General features: G+C 34.6%; 12 protein-coding genes. 10 read left to right on the forward strand and 2 right to left on the reverse strand.

The features are described from left to right. Positions 1-37 precede the first annotated feature (37 nt). Complete coding sequence (locus MHI00_RS05180) at positions 38-904, forward strand: SGNH/GDSL hydrolase family protein (protein ID WP_341111701.1); 867 nt, start codon at positions 38-40, stop codon at positions 902-904. 54 nt (positions 905-958) lie between these two features. Here MHI00_RS05180 and MHI00_RS05185 read toward each other — a convergent pair whose 3' ends face one another. Then, a complete protein-coding gene (locus MHI00_RS05185; protein ID WP_229252058.1) occupies positions 959-2,059 on the reverse strand; it encodes an FUSC family protein in 1,101 nt (366 codons plus the stop codon). Positions 2,060-2,287: 228 nt separating this feature from the next. Then, positions 2,288-3,580 carry a glutamate-1-semialdehyde 2,1-aminomutase gene (locus MHI00_RS05190; protein WP_341111706.1) on the reverse strand — a complete coding sequence of 431 codons (1,293 nt, stop codon included), beginning with the start codon at positions 3,578-3,580 and terminating at the stop codon, positions 2,288-2,290. A gap of 305 nt (positions 3,581-3,885) precedes the next feature. Between MHI00_RS05190 and MHI00_RS05195 the strand changes: the two genes are divergently transcribed. The 9 genes from MHI00_RS05195 to MHI00_RS05235 all read left to right on the forward strand — a co-directional run bounded on the left by MHI00_RS05195 (position 3,886) and on the right by MHI00_RS05235 (position 16,744). Further along, the gene (locus MHI00_RS05195; RefSeq protein ID WP_010050040.1) at positions 3,886-4,350 is read left to right on the forward strand and encodes a Fur family transcriptional regulator; all 465 of its coding nucleotides are present in this window, start codon (positions 3,886-3,888) and stop codon (positions 4,348-4,350) included. A 149-nt stretch (positions 4,351-4,499) separates the two neighbouring features. Continuing rightward, complete coding sequence (locus MHI00_RS05200; protein WP_341111711.1) at positions 4,500-5,462, forward strand: LacI family DNA-binding transcriptional regulator; 963 nt, start codon at positions 4,500-4,502, stop codon at positions 5,460-5,462. Between the two features lie 273 nt (positions 5,463-5,735). Further along, the gene (locus MHI00_RS05205) at positions 5,736-7,433 is read left to right on the forward strand and encodes an alpha-glucosidase (protein ID WP_057001820.1); all 1,698 of its coding nucleotides are present in this window, start codon (positions 5,736-5,738) and stop codon (positions 7,431-7,433) included. Between the two features lie 12 nt (positions 7,434-7,445). After that, on the forward strand, positions 7,446-9,224 hold the full coding sequence (locus MHI00_RS05210) for a glycoside hydrolase family 13 protein (protein WP_016356555.1): 1,779 nt from the start codon (positions 7,446-7,448) through the stop codon (positions 9,222-9,224). A 521-nt stretch (positions 9,225-9,745) separates the two neighbouring features. Further along, positions 9,746-11,014 (forward strand): extracellular solute-binding protein, encoded by a 1,269-nt coding sequence (locus MHI00_RS05215; RefSeq protein ID WP_010052144.1) that lies wholly within the window; start codon positions 9,746-9,748, stop codon positions 11,012-11,014. Between the two features lie 414 nt (positions 11,015-11,428). Continuing rightward, positions 11,429-12,733: a sugar ABC transporter permease gene (locus MHI00_RS05220; protein ID WP_015077045.1), complete on the forward strand. Its 1,305-nt coding sequence runs from the start codon at positions 11,429-11,431 to the stop codon at positions 12,731-12,733. 1 nt (position 12,734) lies between these two features. Further along, positions 12,735-13,586: a sugar ABC transporter permease gene (locus MHI00_RS05225; RefSeq protein ID WP_010052148.1), complete on the forward strand. Its 852-nt coding sequence runs from the start codon at positions 12,735-12,737 to the stop codon at positions 13,584-13,586. Between the two features lie 48 nt (positions 13,587-13,634). Next, a complete protein-coding gene (locus tag MHI00_RS05230) occupies positions 13,635-14,477 on the forward strand; it encodes a DUF1189 domain-containing protein (protein ID WP_287431259.1) in 843 nt (280 codons plus the stop codon). Then, positions 14,474-16,744, forward strand: coding sequence for a glycoside hydrolase family 65 protein (locus tag MHI00_RS05235; RefSeq protein ID WP_341111720.1), 2,271 nt, complete (start codon positions 14,474-14,476; stop codon positions 16,742-16,744). The genes MHI00_RS05230 and MHI00_RS05235 overlap by 4 nt, the downstream gene beginning before the upstream one ends. Positions 16,745-16,774 lie beyond the last annotated feature (30 nt).

Genomic DNA, 16,774 nt, shown 5'->3' on the forward strand with positions numbered 1-16,774 from the left:
TGGCCTGATAAATTTTTTATTAAAAGGAGTCGGAGAATTGAATAAAAAAAGTTTGATTTTACTTTTTATTGGTTTGATTTTAACAGGAGCAATTATATTTTTAGGGAAAAATTATTTAATAACGAAAAAAAATGAATTATTACGACAAGGGGAAGCCCAAGAAAGTCTTGTTCAAGGACAAGAAGAAAAGCGTACAATGAATGAAAAAAACGACTTAGAGGCAAAAACAACCGAATTTCAAAGTAATCGTGCTAATCTTTCTATTAATGATTATTTAGTATTAATTAATGCTAAAAATAGCAAAGCAACTCTTGCTTTTTATGGTGATAATGTTGAATCAGAACAATGGACTAAGAATATCAAAACAGCAACCATTGAAAAAACTGGACTAGCTAACCTAGAAATGAATCGTTATTATTTCCCAGGTTATGATTCGTTACGCCTAACGAATGAAAACACAAGCGAAAAATTAGTTGATTTGAAACCCGATGTTGTTTTCTTTTTTATTCCAGTATTTGGGAATCAAGCGGTTGATATTTCTTTGGATGCATCTAGCCAAGCTATTTTAGCAAGTTATCTGGCTTTAAAAGAACAGCTTCCTGATAGTCTTATCGTAGCAGTTACTCCAGTTCCAAGCAGTAGTTTAATGAATAAATTTAATTCGAGAACATTAGATTATACTAGCTATGTAACAGATGCTGTCACAGTGTTAACTGAAAATGAAGTCCCATTGCTTGATTTACACAGCCTATATTTATCTGAATTAGAAACGACAAATCAGTTGTTAGCTAGTACTTTAGAAGCTGATGGAATTCAGCTGAATGCACAAGGTGTTACGATAGCAACAACTCTATTTTTAAATCAATTGGCTAGTCCAAGAGATACAACTAGTGGGATTGATTAATAAAAAAACTTCTTCCTCATCACTTATTAAAGTATTGAGGAAGAAGTTTTTTTATTAATGTTCAACATTTTCGATATTGGAAATATCTGTAGTTGGATTCCAATTATTACCTTTGTAGCTAGTTACTAAGGTGTTTAGATGCTCGAGATATTCTTCGTAGTTTAAAATACTTGAAAGAATATGAATAACAGAGTTACTTTGTAAATATCCATCTTTAAAATTTTCATCTGTATTTGCAGCTTCAAAAAAGGAATCCATAAACTCTTTTCGTAAGGAACGATTGTTGGCAATAAAGTTAACACTATTAGGAGGTACGCGACCGTTAAACTTTAATAATATTTGTTCATGAGCACTTAAAAGTGTTTCTAATCTTTCGCGAATAAGCACACGAAGTTCTTTAGGGAAGTTAGAAAAAGAATTTTCATTTTTGTGCATCGTTTTTAATAAATTATATGAAGCTTTAGTAGTTGAGATCATTTGTCGATAGACGACAATTTTTCTCAAATTTTGAAATCTTTTCTTTTTAGAATAGCTACCTTCTTCTTTAAATAAAGAGTAATAAAAATCCATTTTCATCATTTGGTTACGAACCCATTGCAAGTCTTTTTTTAGAAATGGATACTCAGTATTATTACGAACGCTAGCTCGAATCCATTTTAAAATTTCGCTTGTAGCAAAATCGACGACATGATAGAGTTTTTCTTCATATTTTGGTGGAAAAAAGACACTGTTAATAACGAAAGCTGTTAGGATCCCGACCATTGTTGAAGAAAAACGAAGGATTGCATAAAGCATAAAATCATCACCAGTTGTTGTCATAACTACAATTAAAGTTACGGTGGCTAGTCCAATTACTTGATCTAACTCAAGTTGGTGAAGAATGGCAATCAATATAATTGCAGCGAATCCAATTAGTACATATTGTTTTCCTAGTGTTAAAACGGTGATTATAGCAACACCTGCTCCGAGAATATTCCCAATTGTTTGATCGCGTAATGTATTAAGCGATCGTTTAACGGAGGGCTGCATTGCGAAAATAGCAGAAATAGCTGCAAAAGTTACAGAGGGAATTCCCACCCATTTTGAGACATAGAGAGCGATAGCGACAGCTAGCCCTGTTTTTAAGGTTCGGGCACCTAATTTCATAGTAATCATTCAACTCCATTTTCGTTCTTCTTACTATATATAGTAAGCTATTGAAGCTTATTTAGCAAAGTTTTTTATGTAAAGAAAACATTAAAATCAGCAAGGCGTGAAAAAAGTTGTTATGTACTAAGTAAACTTTTAGAACCAAATTAAGCAAGGTGTGAAAAAAGTTGGTATGTATCTAGTAAATTGGAAATAAAAAGAGGGTAGGAACTAAGTTCCTACCCTCTAAAAATATTAATCTAATTTTGCAAAAACGCGATTTATCGCTTCAATAGTTGCATCAATATCTGCCTGTGTATGCATAATTGTTAAGAACCAAGCTTCAAATTTACTTGGTGCTAAGTTGATACCCTCATCTAACATTAGTTTGAAAAATTTCCCAAAACGAATCGAATCTGTATTTTTAGCATCATCATAGTTGAAAATTGGACGCTCTGAAAAGTAGACAGTCAGGGATCCACCAATTTGATTGACGACTGTGGGAATATTATTTTTCTTTCCTGCTGAAAGTAAGGCATCACGAAGTTGTTCAGCGAATCCAGCCATTCGTTCATAGATGCCAGGTTCTTGGAGAACTTCTAAACAAGCAATTCCAGCTTGCATTGAAAGTGGATTACCAGACATCGTTCCAGCTTGATAAGCTGGTCCAAGTGGGGCAACAGTATCCATAATATGTTTAGGTCCACCGTATGCACCAATTGGGAGTCCGCCTCCAATTGATTTACCAAATGCTGTTAAATCAGGAATAACTCCTAGCATATCTTGGGCTGCACCATAATGGAATCTAAAATTTGTAATAACCTCATCATAAATCACTAGGGCGCCATGTTCATGGGTAATCTCATTAACGGCCTCTAAAAATCCAGGGACAGGGGCAACCATTCCAAAATTACCAATAATTGGTTCAACTAAAACAGCAGCTACTTTATGCCCCCATTTTTCCATAACAGCTTTATACGGTTCAATTTGATTGAAAGGAACAGTGATAACTTCTTGAGCAGTTCCGTTGGTTACACCTGCAGAGTCACTAGCGCCAAGAGTTGAAGGACCACTACCGGCTTCAACTAAAACTAAATCAAAATGTCCATGATAAGCTCCTGAAAATTTAACAACTAGCTCACGATTTGTGAAGGCTCTTGCAATACGGATAGTAGACATGACTGCTTCAGTCCCAGAATTTGTAAAACGAACTTTATCCATTGAGGGAATAGCATCTGTTAACATCTTTGCAAATGTAATTTCATGCTCTGTTGGTGTTCCAAACAACACACCAGTATCCGCAGCTTTTTTGATTGTTTTGACAATATGTGGATGATTAAAACCAGTAATAATAGGACCGAATGCAGCAAGATAATCAATATATTTATTTCCATCGACATCATATAAGTAACAACCGTCTCCTTTAACCATAGTAACAGGATTGCCACCACCAACGCCTTTGAAAGAACGACTTGGACTATTTACACCGCCTACGATAACTTTTTTTGCCTGTTCAGCGAGGCGATTGGATTCAGTATGGTCTAACATTAAAAAACCTCCTATAGATATTATTTATTCATTCTCTATTGTACGTTGGCTGGAAAAGAAGTGCAAATAAACTTCTAAATAAGTTGAAAAAAAAAGAGAAAATATTGCAAAATCAATGAAATAGCGGTATGATAGTACTTATAGATAATTAATATGTAACTTTAAAAAGTTCGTCAGCTTCCTTTTAATTCAGGCGAAGCATATAATTTTAGAACTTTAAAAATAAGAACTGCGTTATTAGAAAAAAAGAACTTTAAATTAATGAAACTAACTAGTGTTTTTATTCACATAAGGAGGAAAAAGAGATGAAAAATTCGATGGTCGCCCATTCAATTGAAAAATTAAAAGCATCGAATATTCGCATTACACCACAGCGATATGCTATTTTAGAGTATTTAATTGAATCTGAAAGTCATCCAACAGCTGATGAAATTTATCGTGCCTTAGCAGAACGATTTCCTAATATGAGCGTTGCCACAGTATATAATAATTTGCGTTTATTTACTAAAATTGGTTTTGTTCAAGAAATGGTTTATGGAGATTCTTCTAGCCGTTTTGATTTTACATCAACGCAACATTACCATGCAATTTGTGAAGAGTGTGGGAAAATTGTTGATATTTACTATCCAGGATTAGATGATGTTGAAGTTGTTGCTTCTAATTTAACCGGATTTGAAGTTTCACATCACCGGATGGAAATGTATGGAACATGTCCAGATTGTTTGGCAAAGCGTCAAGCTGAAACTAAAGAAAAAACTGAAGCCATCTAACCATTTTATCGTAATAGAAGTGCTTCGATTAACTTAAAAAAAGAGATTGGGGAAAATTATTCCCAATCTCTTTTTTAGTTTTATAGAGACAAATGGAAAACATTTGCTATAATGTTAGTATTAGTGGAACGAATAAGGTGGGAATAGAAATGGCAACATTAAATGATGTGGCAAAAAAAGCGAATGTTTCTAAGATGACAGTATCTCGAGTTATCAATCATCCGGAGCAAGTGACTGATGAGTTGAAAGAACTTGTTTTTAAAGCAATGAAAGAGCTAGATTATCGCCCAAATGTTGCTGCAAAAGCACTAGCAAATAATCGTACTCAAATTATCAAATTTTTCATTTTAGAAGAAATGGATACAACGGAACCTTACTATATGAATTTACTAACTGGTATTGCTAAGGAATTGGATAAACATCATTATACATTGCAACTTGTAACAAAAAATAACTTTGATATTGGAGCTTGCGATGGTTATATTATCACTGGTATGCGTGAAAGTGACTATGCCTGGATTGAACGGGCAACTAAGCCGGTTGTCCTTTTTGGTGAGAATCACCATGGTCATGACTTTGTCGATACAGACAATAAAAGTGGCACAAAAAAAGCAACTGAACACGCAATTGCACAAGGTTATGAATCGATTATCTACATTGGAATTGATGTAAAAGAACCCTTTGAATATTCAAGAGAGGCTGGTTATATCAATACGATGCAGCAAGTTGGCCGAGTCCCAGAAATCAAACGTTTTTCAAATCGTTCAAGATATTCAGCTCAATTTATTCTTGAAAATTGGTCTGATTTTCCAACAAATACGGTCTTTATCTGTAGCTCAGATCGATTAGCAATTGGAATTGAACGTAGCATACTTAAACTTGGGGGACAAATTCCTAAAGAGTATGGGATTATTGGTTTTGATGGAGTTTTCTTAGATCAAATAGCTTCTCCGCCTTTAACGACGGTCAAACAGCAAGTGATTGAAATGGGTGTTGCTTGTGCGAGAATGCTCTTAAATAAAATTGATCAAAGTGGTGCCCCACAAGGTAATCTGCTATTTGAACCTGAATTAATTATTCGAGAGTCAACAGTTGAGCGAAAAGACTCATAATAACACTTTCCTTTAATTAAAAAGTTTGTTGAGATAGTTGAATATGGCGAAAAAGAAGAAAAATCCCTACAAAGTTTCTTTTCACTTTGTAGGGATTTTATCTTTTTTCTAAGCTAGGGTTTATAAGAACTGATTGATCAAGATAGATTTGGTTTAATAACAGAAATTTTGAAATTTCTGTTACCGTTAACAGAGCGATTCCTGTTGTCAGAAAAGTAATTATTGTTTAAGCTTAGTTAGAAAGTAATAGAAACTATAGATTGAGGTGAGAATATGTCTCGTACCAATTGGTGGCAATCCGCCATTGTATATCAAATTTATCCACGAAGTTTCCAAGACACGAATAATGATGGAATTGGAGATATAAAAGGGATTATTCAACGACTTGATTATATCAAATCACTAGGAGTCAATACAATTTGGCTGAATCCAATTTTTATATCGCCTCAAATTGATAACGGTTACGATATTTCGAATTATTATGGGATTGATCCAATTTTTGGAACACTTAAGGATGTACAGGAATTAATTTATGAAGCACATCAGCGTGAATTGAAAATAATTTTTGATTTTGTTTTGAATCATACTTCAGATCAGCATCCATGGTTTCAAGAGGCATTAAAAGGTCCAGATAACTTGTATCGTGATTATTATTTATGGGCAGATGGTAAAAAAAATGGAGCAGAACCCCCTAATAATTGGGCTTCATTTTTTGGTGGTTCAACATGGGAAAAAGATCTCCACAGTCAACAGTACTATTTTCATTTATTCGCGAAAGAGATGCCAGATTTAAATTGGGAAAACCCCGAAGTTCATGTTGCTTTATTAGATATTGCAAAATTTTGGTTAAATGAAGGAATCGACGGTTTTAGATTAGATGCTTTTATTCATATGGCAAAAGAAAAAGGCTATCCTGCACTTCCAAATCCGACCAATGAGAAGTATGTGATTGCGGAAGAATATTATGCTAATTTACCTAAGGTTCAAGAGTATTTAGCTAAATTTATTCAAGCATTACGTGAAGTGAAGCCCGATGTATTTATTGTTGGCGAAGCTGCCTCAGCAGAAGTTAAACAAGCAGTGGAGTATACAGATCCCACTAAAAATCAATGTGATGCTGTGATTACATTTCGTTATTTTCCAGAGCGTGAGGAATTGAAAGATAGTCGATTACCTTTGGGAATGCAACCAGGAACTTTAGATAGACAGCAATTTAAGCAGGTTATGGCAGAGTGGCAAAAAGAAATGGCATCTGTAGGTGGACCAACTTTGTATTGGAATAACCATGATATGCCACGAGTCGTATCTCGATTTGGTGATGACGGTTTGTATCGAGAGACAAGTAGCAAGATGCTAGCAACTTTAATGTATTTACAAAAAGGTTTGCCTTTCTTGTTAAATGGTGAAGAAATAGGTATGAAAAATCGAATCATTCAATCGATCAAAGACTATGAAGACCCAGGAGCAGAAGCTTTTTATCATCAAGCTTTAGCGCTAGGTTATACAGAAATAGAAGCATTGGAGTTATTAAATGCAAGTAGTAAAGATGCCAGTCGTGGCGGAATGCAATGGACTAAAGAACCCTATTCAGGTTTTTCAACAGTGAAGCCATGGAGCAGTGTAAATCAAGAAGAAAACTATACAGTTGAGGCAGAAGAAGCTGATGAAGGAAGTATCTTACATTATTATCGCCGCTTGTTACTACTTAAAAAAAGAGAACTGTTCACTAAAGGCAGTTTTAGTTTGTTAGAGACTGGTGATGAAACATTTTGTTATGTTCGAAACTGGGATAACGAGGAAGCGGTAGTTTTAACGAATATGACCAACGAGCCTGTCCAATTAACTTGCTTAGAAGAAACACTATTTAATGGAAAAATTTTACTATCAGCAGGCGACCATGAACTAACCAAGAAGCAAGTAACATTAGCTCCTTATAGCTGTGTCGTTATTCAAACTAAAATGAAAAAGTGAGGAAATAAAATGATGGAAACAGCAGCAATTTTACACAGACCAGATAGCGAGTATGCATACTTATATGAGGCGGATAATTTTCATATACGTTTGAGAACAAAAAAAGATGAGGTCAGCCAAGTTGGATTGATTGGTGGAGATCCCTATTTATTTGATGTAGACGAGTGGTATAAAAATGAAGAACCAATGAAGCTCCTTGCTAGTACAGATGTTCATGACTATTGGTTAATAGAAACAACTGCACCTTATCGTCGTTTACAATATGCATTTCATGTTGTTGGAAAAGATGGGACAGAGGTCTTTTATGGGGATCGTGGCATTTTTCCATATACAGCCGAAACTTTAGCAACCCCCGGCTATTTTTTCAGAATGCCTTATTTCCAAGAAATTGACCGTTTTAAATCACCAGATTGGGTTAAAGAGACTGTCTGGTACCAAATTTTTCCTGAACGGTTTGCAAATGGAAACCCTGCTATTACTCCCGAAAATGCTTTACCATGGGGAAGTAAAGAACATCCAGGACGTGAAGATTTTTTTGGCGGTGATTTACAAGGTGTGATTGATCACCTGGATTATTTAGTTGATTTGGGGATTAACGGCATTTATTTTTGCCCAATTTTTAAAGCGTCTTCTAATCATAAATATGACACGATTGACTATTATGAAATTGATCCAGATTTTGGAGATAAAGAAACCTTCAAAAAATTAGTCGATGAAGCTCATAAAAGAGGCATTCGAATTATGTTAGATGCTGTGTTTAATCATACGGGAGATATTTCACCTTTATGGCAAGATGTCGTCAAAAATCAAGAAAAATCAAAATATGTAGACTGGTTCCATGTGCATAGTTTCCCAGTTGATATCGGTAAAAATGGCAATTTTGAAGGGGAGCGTACCGTTTCGTATGATACATTTGCTTTCACTCCACATATGCCTAAATTAAATACAGCCAATCCAGAAGTTCAAAAATATTTACTTGATATCGCCACTTATTGGATTCGCGAGTTTGATATTGATGCATGGCGTTTAGATGTAGCCAATGAAGTTGATCATCATTTTTGGAAGGAATTTTTTAAGGCTACAACAGATTTGAAAAAAGATTTTTATATTTTAGGCGAAATTTGGCACTCTTCACAAAGCTGGTTACAAGGTGATGAGTTTCATGCCGTAATGAATTATGCTTACACTGAAACAATTGAAGATTTCTTTGTTAAGAAAAAGATAGATGTAAGTAAAATGGTTGCTGGTTTAAATGAACAACTGATGCTTTATCGTCAACAAACCAACGAAGTTCAATTTAATATGTTGGACTCACATGATACTGCACGCCTTTTAACTATTTGTGGAGATGATAAAGAGTTGGCTAAAGCAACATTGGCCTTTACTTTCTTGCAACATGGTTCACCTTGTATTTATTATGGTACAGAAATAGGAATGACCGGTGATAATGACCCAGATTGCCGAAAATGTATGATTTGGGATCAGGAAAAACAAGATTTAACAATGTTTGATTTCACTAAAAAGCTAATTTCTTTAAGAAAAGAGAAGCAAGAAGTTCTGAGTTACGGTAGTTTGGAATGGAGCTTAGTAGCAGACCAAGAAAAATGTGTTGGTTTTAAAAGAGTTGGACAAAATGAAGTCTTAACATGCTATTTTAATCAAGGTAGTCAAGAAACAACGATTGATAAAATAGAAACTGAAGAAGTATTGTTGTCTAATTTAACAACAAATAACCCAACAAGTATAACTATTGAACCGAACGGTTTTATCATTTTAAGTAGTAAAATATAAGGTACTTTAGGAAGCTAGAATATAAAAATTCTAGCTTCCTTTTTATCATGGTTCTTGTTGCTTTAGCAACTTAGAACCATGATACACATCCATCAAAGATGGACTGTGATCCTTAAACGTTGGTTTGTTGAGGTTCTTGTTGCTTTAGCAACTTAGAACCATGATACACATCCATCAAAGATGGACTGTGATCCTTAAACGTTGGTTTGTTGAGGTTCTTGTTGCTTTAGTAACTTAGAAACATGATACACATCCATCAAAGATGGACTGTGGTCCTTAAATGTTGATTGTATATCTATTAAGTAGTGTTATTTTTTTGTGATACGTAACAGAGATAGTTAAGCTAGAGTGAGGGAATATCCTGCGTAGCGAGTAGAAAACTTTGATTTCATACGTATTTGATACTCTGATGTAACTTGTTAGCGGTAACAAGAAGAAAACGTTTGCGAAAAGACTATTTAGACTGCATAATAATGAATGTAAACGAAAACGTATTCAAAAAAGTTGAGGAGGATTTTCAAATGAATAAAAGAAATTTGAAGAAAATTGGTTTAGGCTTTTTATCTGCTGGTGTTATCTTAAGTTTAGCAGCATGTGGCGGAGGCAGTGATTCAAAAAAAGATGCTGCAAAGGAAGACAATAAATCTTTAACGATTTCAGTAGCAGAAGGCTATGTTGATTATGTAAATGATATTAAGGCTGATTTTGAAAAAGAAAACGATGTCAAAATCAAAGTTGTAGAAAAAGATATGTTTGATCAACTAGAAGCTCTATCTCTAGACGGACCAGCTGGTAAAGCGCCAGATGTGATGATGTCGGCATATGATCGAATTGGACCCTTAGGACAACAAGGTCATTTAGCAGAAGTTAAATTAGGGAATGATTCTGATTATGATGAAACAGATAAGGCACAAGTAAAAATAGATGGAAAAATTTTTGGTGAACCTGCAGTTATTGAGACATTAGTTTTATATTACAACAAAGATTTAATTACAGAAGCACCAAAAACATTTAAAGATGCGGAAGCATTAGCAAAAGATCCACGTTTTGAATTTGCAGCAGAAGCTGGAAAAAATACAGGTTTCTTAGCAAAATGGACTGATTTCTATTATTCTTATGGGTTATTAGCAGGATATGGTGGTTATGTATTCGGTAAAGATGGAACTGATCCTTCTCAAGTTGGTTTAAATAATAAAGGGGCTGTTGAAGGTATTACCTACGCAACAAAATGGTTCCAAGATGTATGGCCAAAAGGGATGCAAGATACTACTGGAGCTGGCGATTTTGTAACGAATCAATTTACTACAAACAAAACAGCGGCGATTATCGATGGGCCATGGCAAGCACAAGCATATAAAGAAGCTGGAGTAAACTTTGGTGTCGCTGAAATTCCAACATTAGATAATGGCGAACCTTATCAACCATTTGGTGGCGGTAAAGCTTGGGTAGTAAGTAACTATTCTAAGAATAAAGAAGTAGCACAAAAATGGTTAGATTATGTCACTAACAAAGATAACCAAGTTAAATTCTACGAAGCAACAAATGAAATCCCAGCAAATCAAGCAGCTCGTGAAGTTGCTAAAGGTAAAAATGATGAATTAACTAATGCGGTTATTGCACAATATGCAAATGCTCAACCAATGCCAAACATTCCAGAAATGGCAGAAATTTGGTCTGGTGCAGAAAATCTAATGTTTGATGCGGCTTCAGGCAAGAAAACACCACAAGAAACAGCCGATGCTGCAGTTAAACAAATTAAAGAAAATATAGAACAAAAATATCAAAAATAACAAAGTGCGATAAAGGCTGATCTGCTTCGGTTAAACTGGAAGGAAATCGAGGCAATCGTGGTTTCGATTGAAGGGATTTACTGAAGTTTACGAGAAGCAAGTCTTTAGAGCCGGATTAAAACAAAGTGCGATAAAGGCTGATCTGTTTCGGTTAAACTGGAAGGAAATCGAGGAAATCGTGGTTTTTGATTGAAGGGATTTACTGAAGTTTACGAGAAGCAAGCCTTTAGAGCCATTTAGACTAGATAAAAAATAAACCATTCAGGCAGAGGGGCTTTGACAGATCTCTGCCATATTCATTAAAAAATGACATACCAACTATCTATATCCATACTTAAAAATTAAAAGGAAGTCTTTTAATTAAATCAAAGAAGATACTTGTTTGATTATTTTAATAAAAGGGAGTTACACATCATGGACTCAGAAAAAAGAGAGAATCAAAATGTAAAAAAAGCCATGCTTCTATCCATTATTCCTGGTTTAGGACAATTTTATAACGGGCAAAAATTTAAAGGTTTCATATTTCTAGGTTTAGCCATCATTTTTGTAGTTGAGATGATTTTATTTGGTTTTAGTGCTTTTAACGGATTAATCACGTTAGGTTCTACACCTATGGAAGATCATTCACTCTTTCTAATGATTGAAGGAACATTACAATTAATCATTACAATTCTATTTATTTTCTTTTATGTGATTAACATCAATGATGCCAAACGTGTTGCAAAAATTTGGCGTTCTGGCGGTAAAGTAAACCAAACAGCAAAAGAAATCATCGCAAATATGTTAGATAATGGATTTCCTTATTTGTTAACTTTTCCAGCCTACATTGCTATGATATTTACGATTATTTTCCCAGTATTAGTGACGGTATTCATGGCCTTCACAAACTATGATTTTTATCATATTCCACCAGCAAGTTTAATTGATTGGGTTGGATTTAAAAACTTTTTTAGTATCTTTTTCTTAAGTGCGTATCGCGATACGTTTGTCTCTGTTTTTAGTTGGACATTGATTTGGACACTTTGTGCATCCACGTTAGCGATTGTTCTTGGAGTATTTACGGCGGTTATAGCCAATCAAGATTTCATTAAAGGAAAAAGATTTTTTGGAGTAATTTTCTTATTGCCATGGGCAGTACCTGCATTTATTACAATTATGAGTTTCTCAAATATGTTTAATGATAGTATCGGAGCGATTAATTCTCAAGTTATTCCGATGCTGAATCATCTACCATTTGTAGAAATTGGTGCAGTTGCTTGGAAAACAGATCCTTTTTGGACAAAAGTTGCCATCATTATGATTCAAGGTTGGTTAGGCTTCCCTTATATCTATGTTATGACTACTGGGATTCTTCAGTCAATTCCAGGTGAATTATATGAAGCAGCTAAAATTGATGGAGCAAATGCGATTCAACGATTTACACAAATTACAATGCCGATGATTTTATTTGTAGCTGCTCCAATTTTTGTCACTCAATACACTGGAAACTTTAACAACTTCTCGATGATTTACTTGTTCAATGCAGGTGGCCCCGGAAGTGTGGGTGGTGGAGCAGGATCGACAGATATCTTAATTTCTTGGATTTTTAAACTAACGACAGGGACATCGCCACAATATTCAATGGCGGCAGCTGTAACCTTGATCATATCAACAGTCATCATTACTGTTTCCTTGATTATCTTCAAGAAAACAAATGCATTTAACATGGAGGAGTTGTAAAATGAAAAATTTAGCGAAATCACAAAAAAATAGCCGTCTAATTTCTCGTTTTTTAACGTATTTATTCATGATTGTGCTATCGATTATTATCATCTACCCAATTTTAATTACAATTAGCTCTGCATTTAAATCTGGTAATATCGCAGCATTTAACTTAGATTTTAATAGCAAATGGACGCTCCTTAATTTTAGTCGTCTATTTAATGAAACTCTCTACGGCAGTTGGTACAAAAACACATTAATCATTGCTATATCAACTATGATTGTTCAAGTAACTGTGATTACATTAGCAGGCTACACGTATAGTCGATATCGCTTTGTTGGACGTAAAAATAGCTTACTTTTCTTTTTAATTATTCAAATGGTTCCTACAATGGCAGCTTTAACAGCGTTCTATGTTATGGCATTATTATTAGGTGCTTTAGATCAATATTGGTTCTTAACCTTAATTTATATTGGTGGCGGAATTCCAATGAATACTTGGCTTATGAAAGGTTACTTTGATACAGTTCCGATTGATTTGGATGAATCAGCTAAATTAGATGGAGCAGGTCATTTCCGAATTTTTGCTCAAATTGTCTTACCACTAGTTCGACCAATGATTGCTGTTCAAGCACTTTGGGCTTTTATGGGTCCATTTGGAGATTATATGCTAGCCAAATTCTTACTGCGCTCACCAGAAAATTTAACGGTTGCAGTCGGTTTGCAAACCTTTATTAATGATTCACAAAATCAAAAAGTTTCGTTGTTTGCAGCAGGAGCTGTTTTAATTGCCTTACCAATTTCTATTCTATTCTTTATGCTTCAAAAGAATTTTGTATCAGGTTTGTTGGCAGGTGGAACAAAAGGATAGTTTGTGACCATTTAAAATTAAAATATGCAATGAAATGATGTGAGCCTAATGAAAAAAATGCCTTTTCCTTTAAACTATTTCAACAGTATTGCAACACCAAAACGAGTATTTAAGGGACGTAAAAATTTAAGCTGGATACAAAATATAGTGATTTTTATCTTTTTAAATGCCTTGTTGATGTTCCCTGTTTCCTTATATTTTAGTCAGAGTACTAACTTTCAATTACAAGAAATTATGCCACATACGCTGCGCTTAGTTACAGATGAATTTGCGACTAAGCTACAGGCGGTTGAATTTGAAAACGGAAAACTGATTTCAGGAGAACCTTTTACTATCGTAGAAGATACTGGGGTTGTAGGTGTTGAAATTCCGAAAAGTGTAAAAAAATCAGAAAAAAATTTAATTAGTTTTGAAAAGGATCATTTACTTTTAAAAGATGAGTCTGGTTATCAATTTGAGGTACGTTATACAGAAAATTTCAGTTTAAAAAATAGTCAGACAAAGAGTGCGTTAAAAGAACAAATTAAAGAGCAATGGTTTAAGCAGAATAAAGCTTTTGTTTCTTTTACCATGATGCTAATGACCGGAATAATCATTAGTTTTAGTAATGTTTTAGTCATGTTTATTGCAGCTTTCTTTATTTGGATGACAAAAAGAAGTACTTTATCATCAATTCGAACATATAAAGAATCTTTTAATTTAATTCTAAATGCTAGTGGAATAGGGACTTTATTAGCTGTTTTAATTGGTTTAGTTCATTTTGATATGACGATTATGATTGGCTTTCAGTCTTTAGGGTTAGTGATTATGCTAACTGCAGTTTTTGCGGTCACTCATTTTAGTGATACACCGATTAAAAATAAACGTAAAAGAAATGAGGAAATAAAATGATTCAGCGATTATTTGATATTGATTCTTGGAAAGTAGCGACAACTAAGTTAGATAAGGAACATAAGCGTCTGCAAGAAAGCTTAACCGCAATTGGCAATGGTTATATGGGGATGCGCGGTAATTTTGAAGAAGGATACTCTGGTGATTCACATGTGGGAACGTATTTAGCAGGTGTTTGGTATCCAGATAAAACGCGTGTTGGTTGGTGGAAAAATGGTTATCCAGATTATTTTGGAAAAGTCATTAATGCAACTAATTTTATCGGGGTTGATATTTTCGTTAATCAACATAAAGTCGATACCTTTGTTGATGAAATTAAGGATTTTCATTTAGAGTTAGATTTACAAACAGGAATTTTATATCGCCACTATACATGGGTCTCTGGAGAAATAGAAATTAAATTTAGCTTTAAGCGCTTCGTAAGTGTTGCCCAAAAAGAACTTTGCATCGTTGAAGTTGCTGCAGAAGTTTTAAAAGGGGAAGCCTCAATTCAATTTAATGCTAAATTAGATGGAAATGTGACCAATGAAGATAGTAATTATGATGAGAAATTTTGGTTGGAAATGGATCGTGGGCTAGGAGAATATAGCTATTTAACAACGAAGACTATTCCTAATGATTTTGAAATCCCGCAGTTTACTGTCACAACAATGATGAAAAATAGAGCGTCAGATGAGAAGAAGGGTCACACTACAGATCAAGAAATGCTAGTTCAAGAGCAGTTTGACTACCAACTTAAAGCTGGAGAAAAAGCTAAGTTAACCAAGTTAATTGCCGTTGTGACAAGTCGTGATATCGAACCAAATCAGCAAGTTGCTAAGGCAGAAGAGCTATTACGTATAGCTGAAGATGCTGGAATCAGCAAATTGGAACGTGAACATAAAATCGTTTGGGGCAAACGTTGGCATAAAGCTGATGTAGTGATTGCCGGTGACCCTGAATCACAACAAGGCATTCGTTTTAATATTTTCCAATTGTTTTCGACTTACTATGGAGAAGATGCTCGCTTAAATGTTGGACCAAAAGGTTTTACTGGTGAAAAATATGGTGGTGCAACTTACTGGGATACAGAGGCGTATATTGTTCCAATGTATTTATCTGTTACAGAACCAGAAGTATCGCAACAGCTATTAAAATACCGTCATGACCAATTACCAGGGGCACTGCATAATGCTAGACAACAAGGATTAAAAGGTGCACTTTATCCAATGGTAACGTTTACTGGTGTAGAGTGTCATAATGAGTGGGAAATTACTTTTGAAGAAATACACCGTAATGCAGCAATTGCCTATGCTATTTATAATTATACCAATTACACAGGCGACGAAGCTTATCTACTTTCTGATGGAATCGATGTTTTAACTGAAATCTCAAGATTTTGGGCAGATCGTGTGCATTATTCTAAACGAAATGAAGCATACATGCTACACGGTGTAACTGGTCCAAATGAATATGAAAATAATGTGAATAACAACTGGTATACAAATACGATGGCAACTTGGGTACTACGTTATACTTTAGAGTCATTAAAAAAAGTTAGCAAAGAAAAATTAGTTGATTTACAAATTACAGAAACTGAAAAAGATCAATGGCAAGATATCATTGCTAAGATGTATTATCCAAAAAATCAAGAACTAGGAATTTTTGTACAGCACGATACATTCTTGGACAAAGATTTAAGAGCAGTTGAAACGTTAGCAGCAACAGAACGTCCTTTAAATCAACATTGGTCATGGGACAAAATTTTACGCTCATGCTTTATTAAGCAAGCAGACGTTCTGCAAGGTCTCTATTTCCTAAATAATGAATATACTATAGAAGAGAAAAAGAAAAATTTCGAATTTTATGAGCCAATGACTGTTCACGAATCGTCATTATCTGCTTGTATTCATGCTATTTTAGCAGCAGAAGTTGGATTAGAAGATAAAGCAGTTGAATTATATGCTCGGACAGCACGGTTAGATTTAGATAACTACAACAACGATACTGAGGATGGGCTGCATATTACCTCAATGAGTGGAAGTTGGTTAGCGATTGTCCAAGGCTTTGCTGGAATGCGAACTTATGAGAATCAATTGCAGTTTAAACCTTTCTGTCCAAAAGGCTGGGATGGCTATGAATTTAAAATTAGCTACCGTGGACGTTTATTAAAAATAATTGTAACAAAGACTACGGCATCAGTTATCTTAGTTGAAGGCGAAGCACTTGATTTAACTTTATGCGGTGAAAACGTTCGTGTTACAGACCAAGTTCAACAAGCGATTTAATTTAAGGTGGGCTGGAATTAAGTTCCAGCC

This window comes from Carnobacterium sp. FSL E2-0243, from assembly GCF_038003605.1.
In the GTDB taxonomy this organism is placed as follows: Bacteria; Bacillota; Bacilli; order Lactobacillales; family Carnobacteriaceae; genus Carnobacterium; species Carnobacterium maltaromaticum.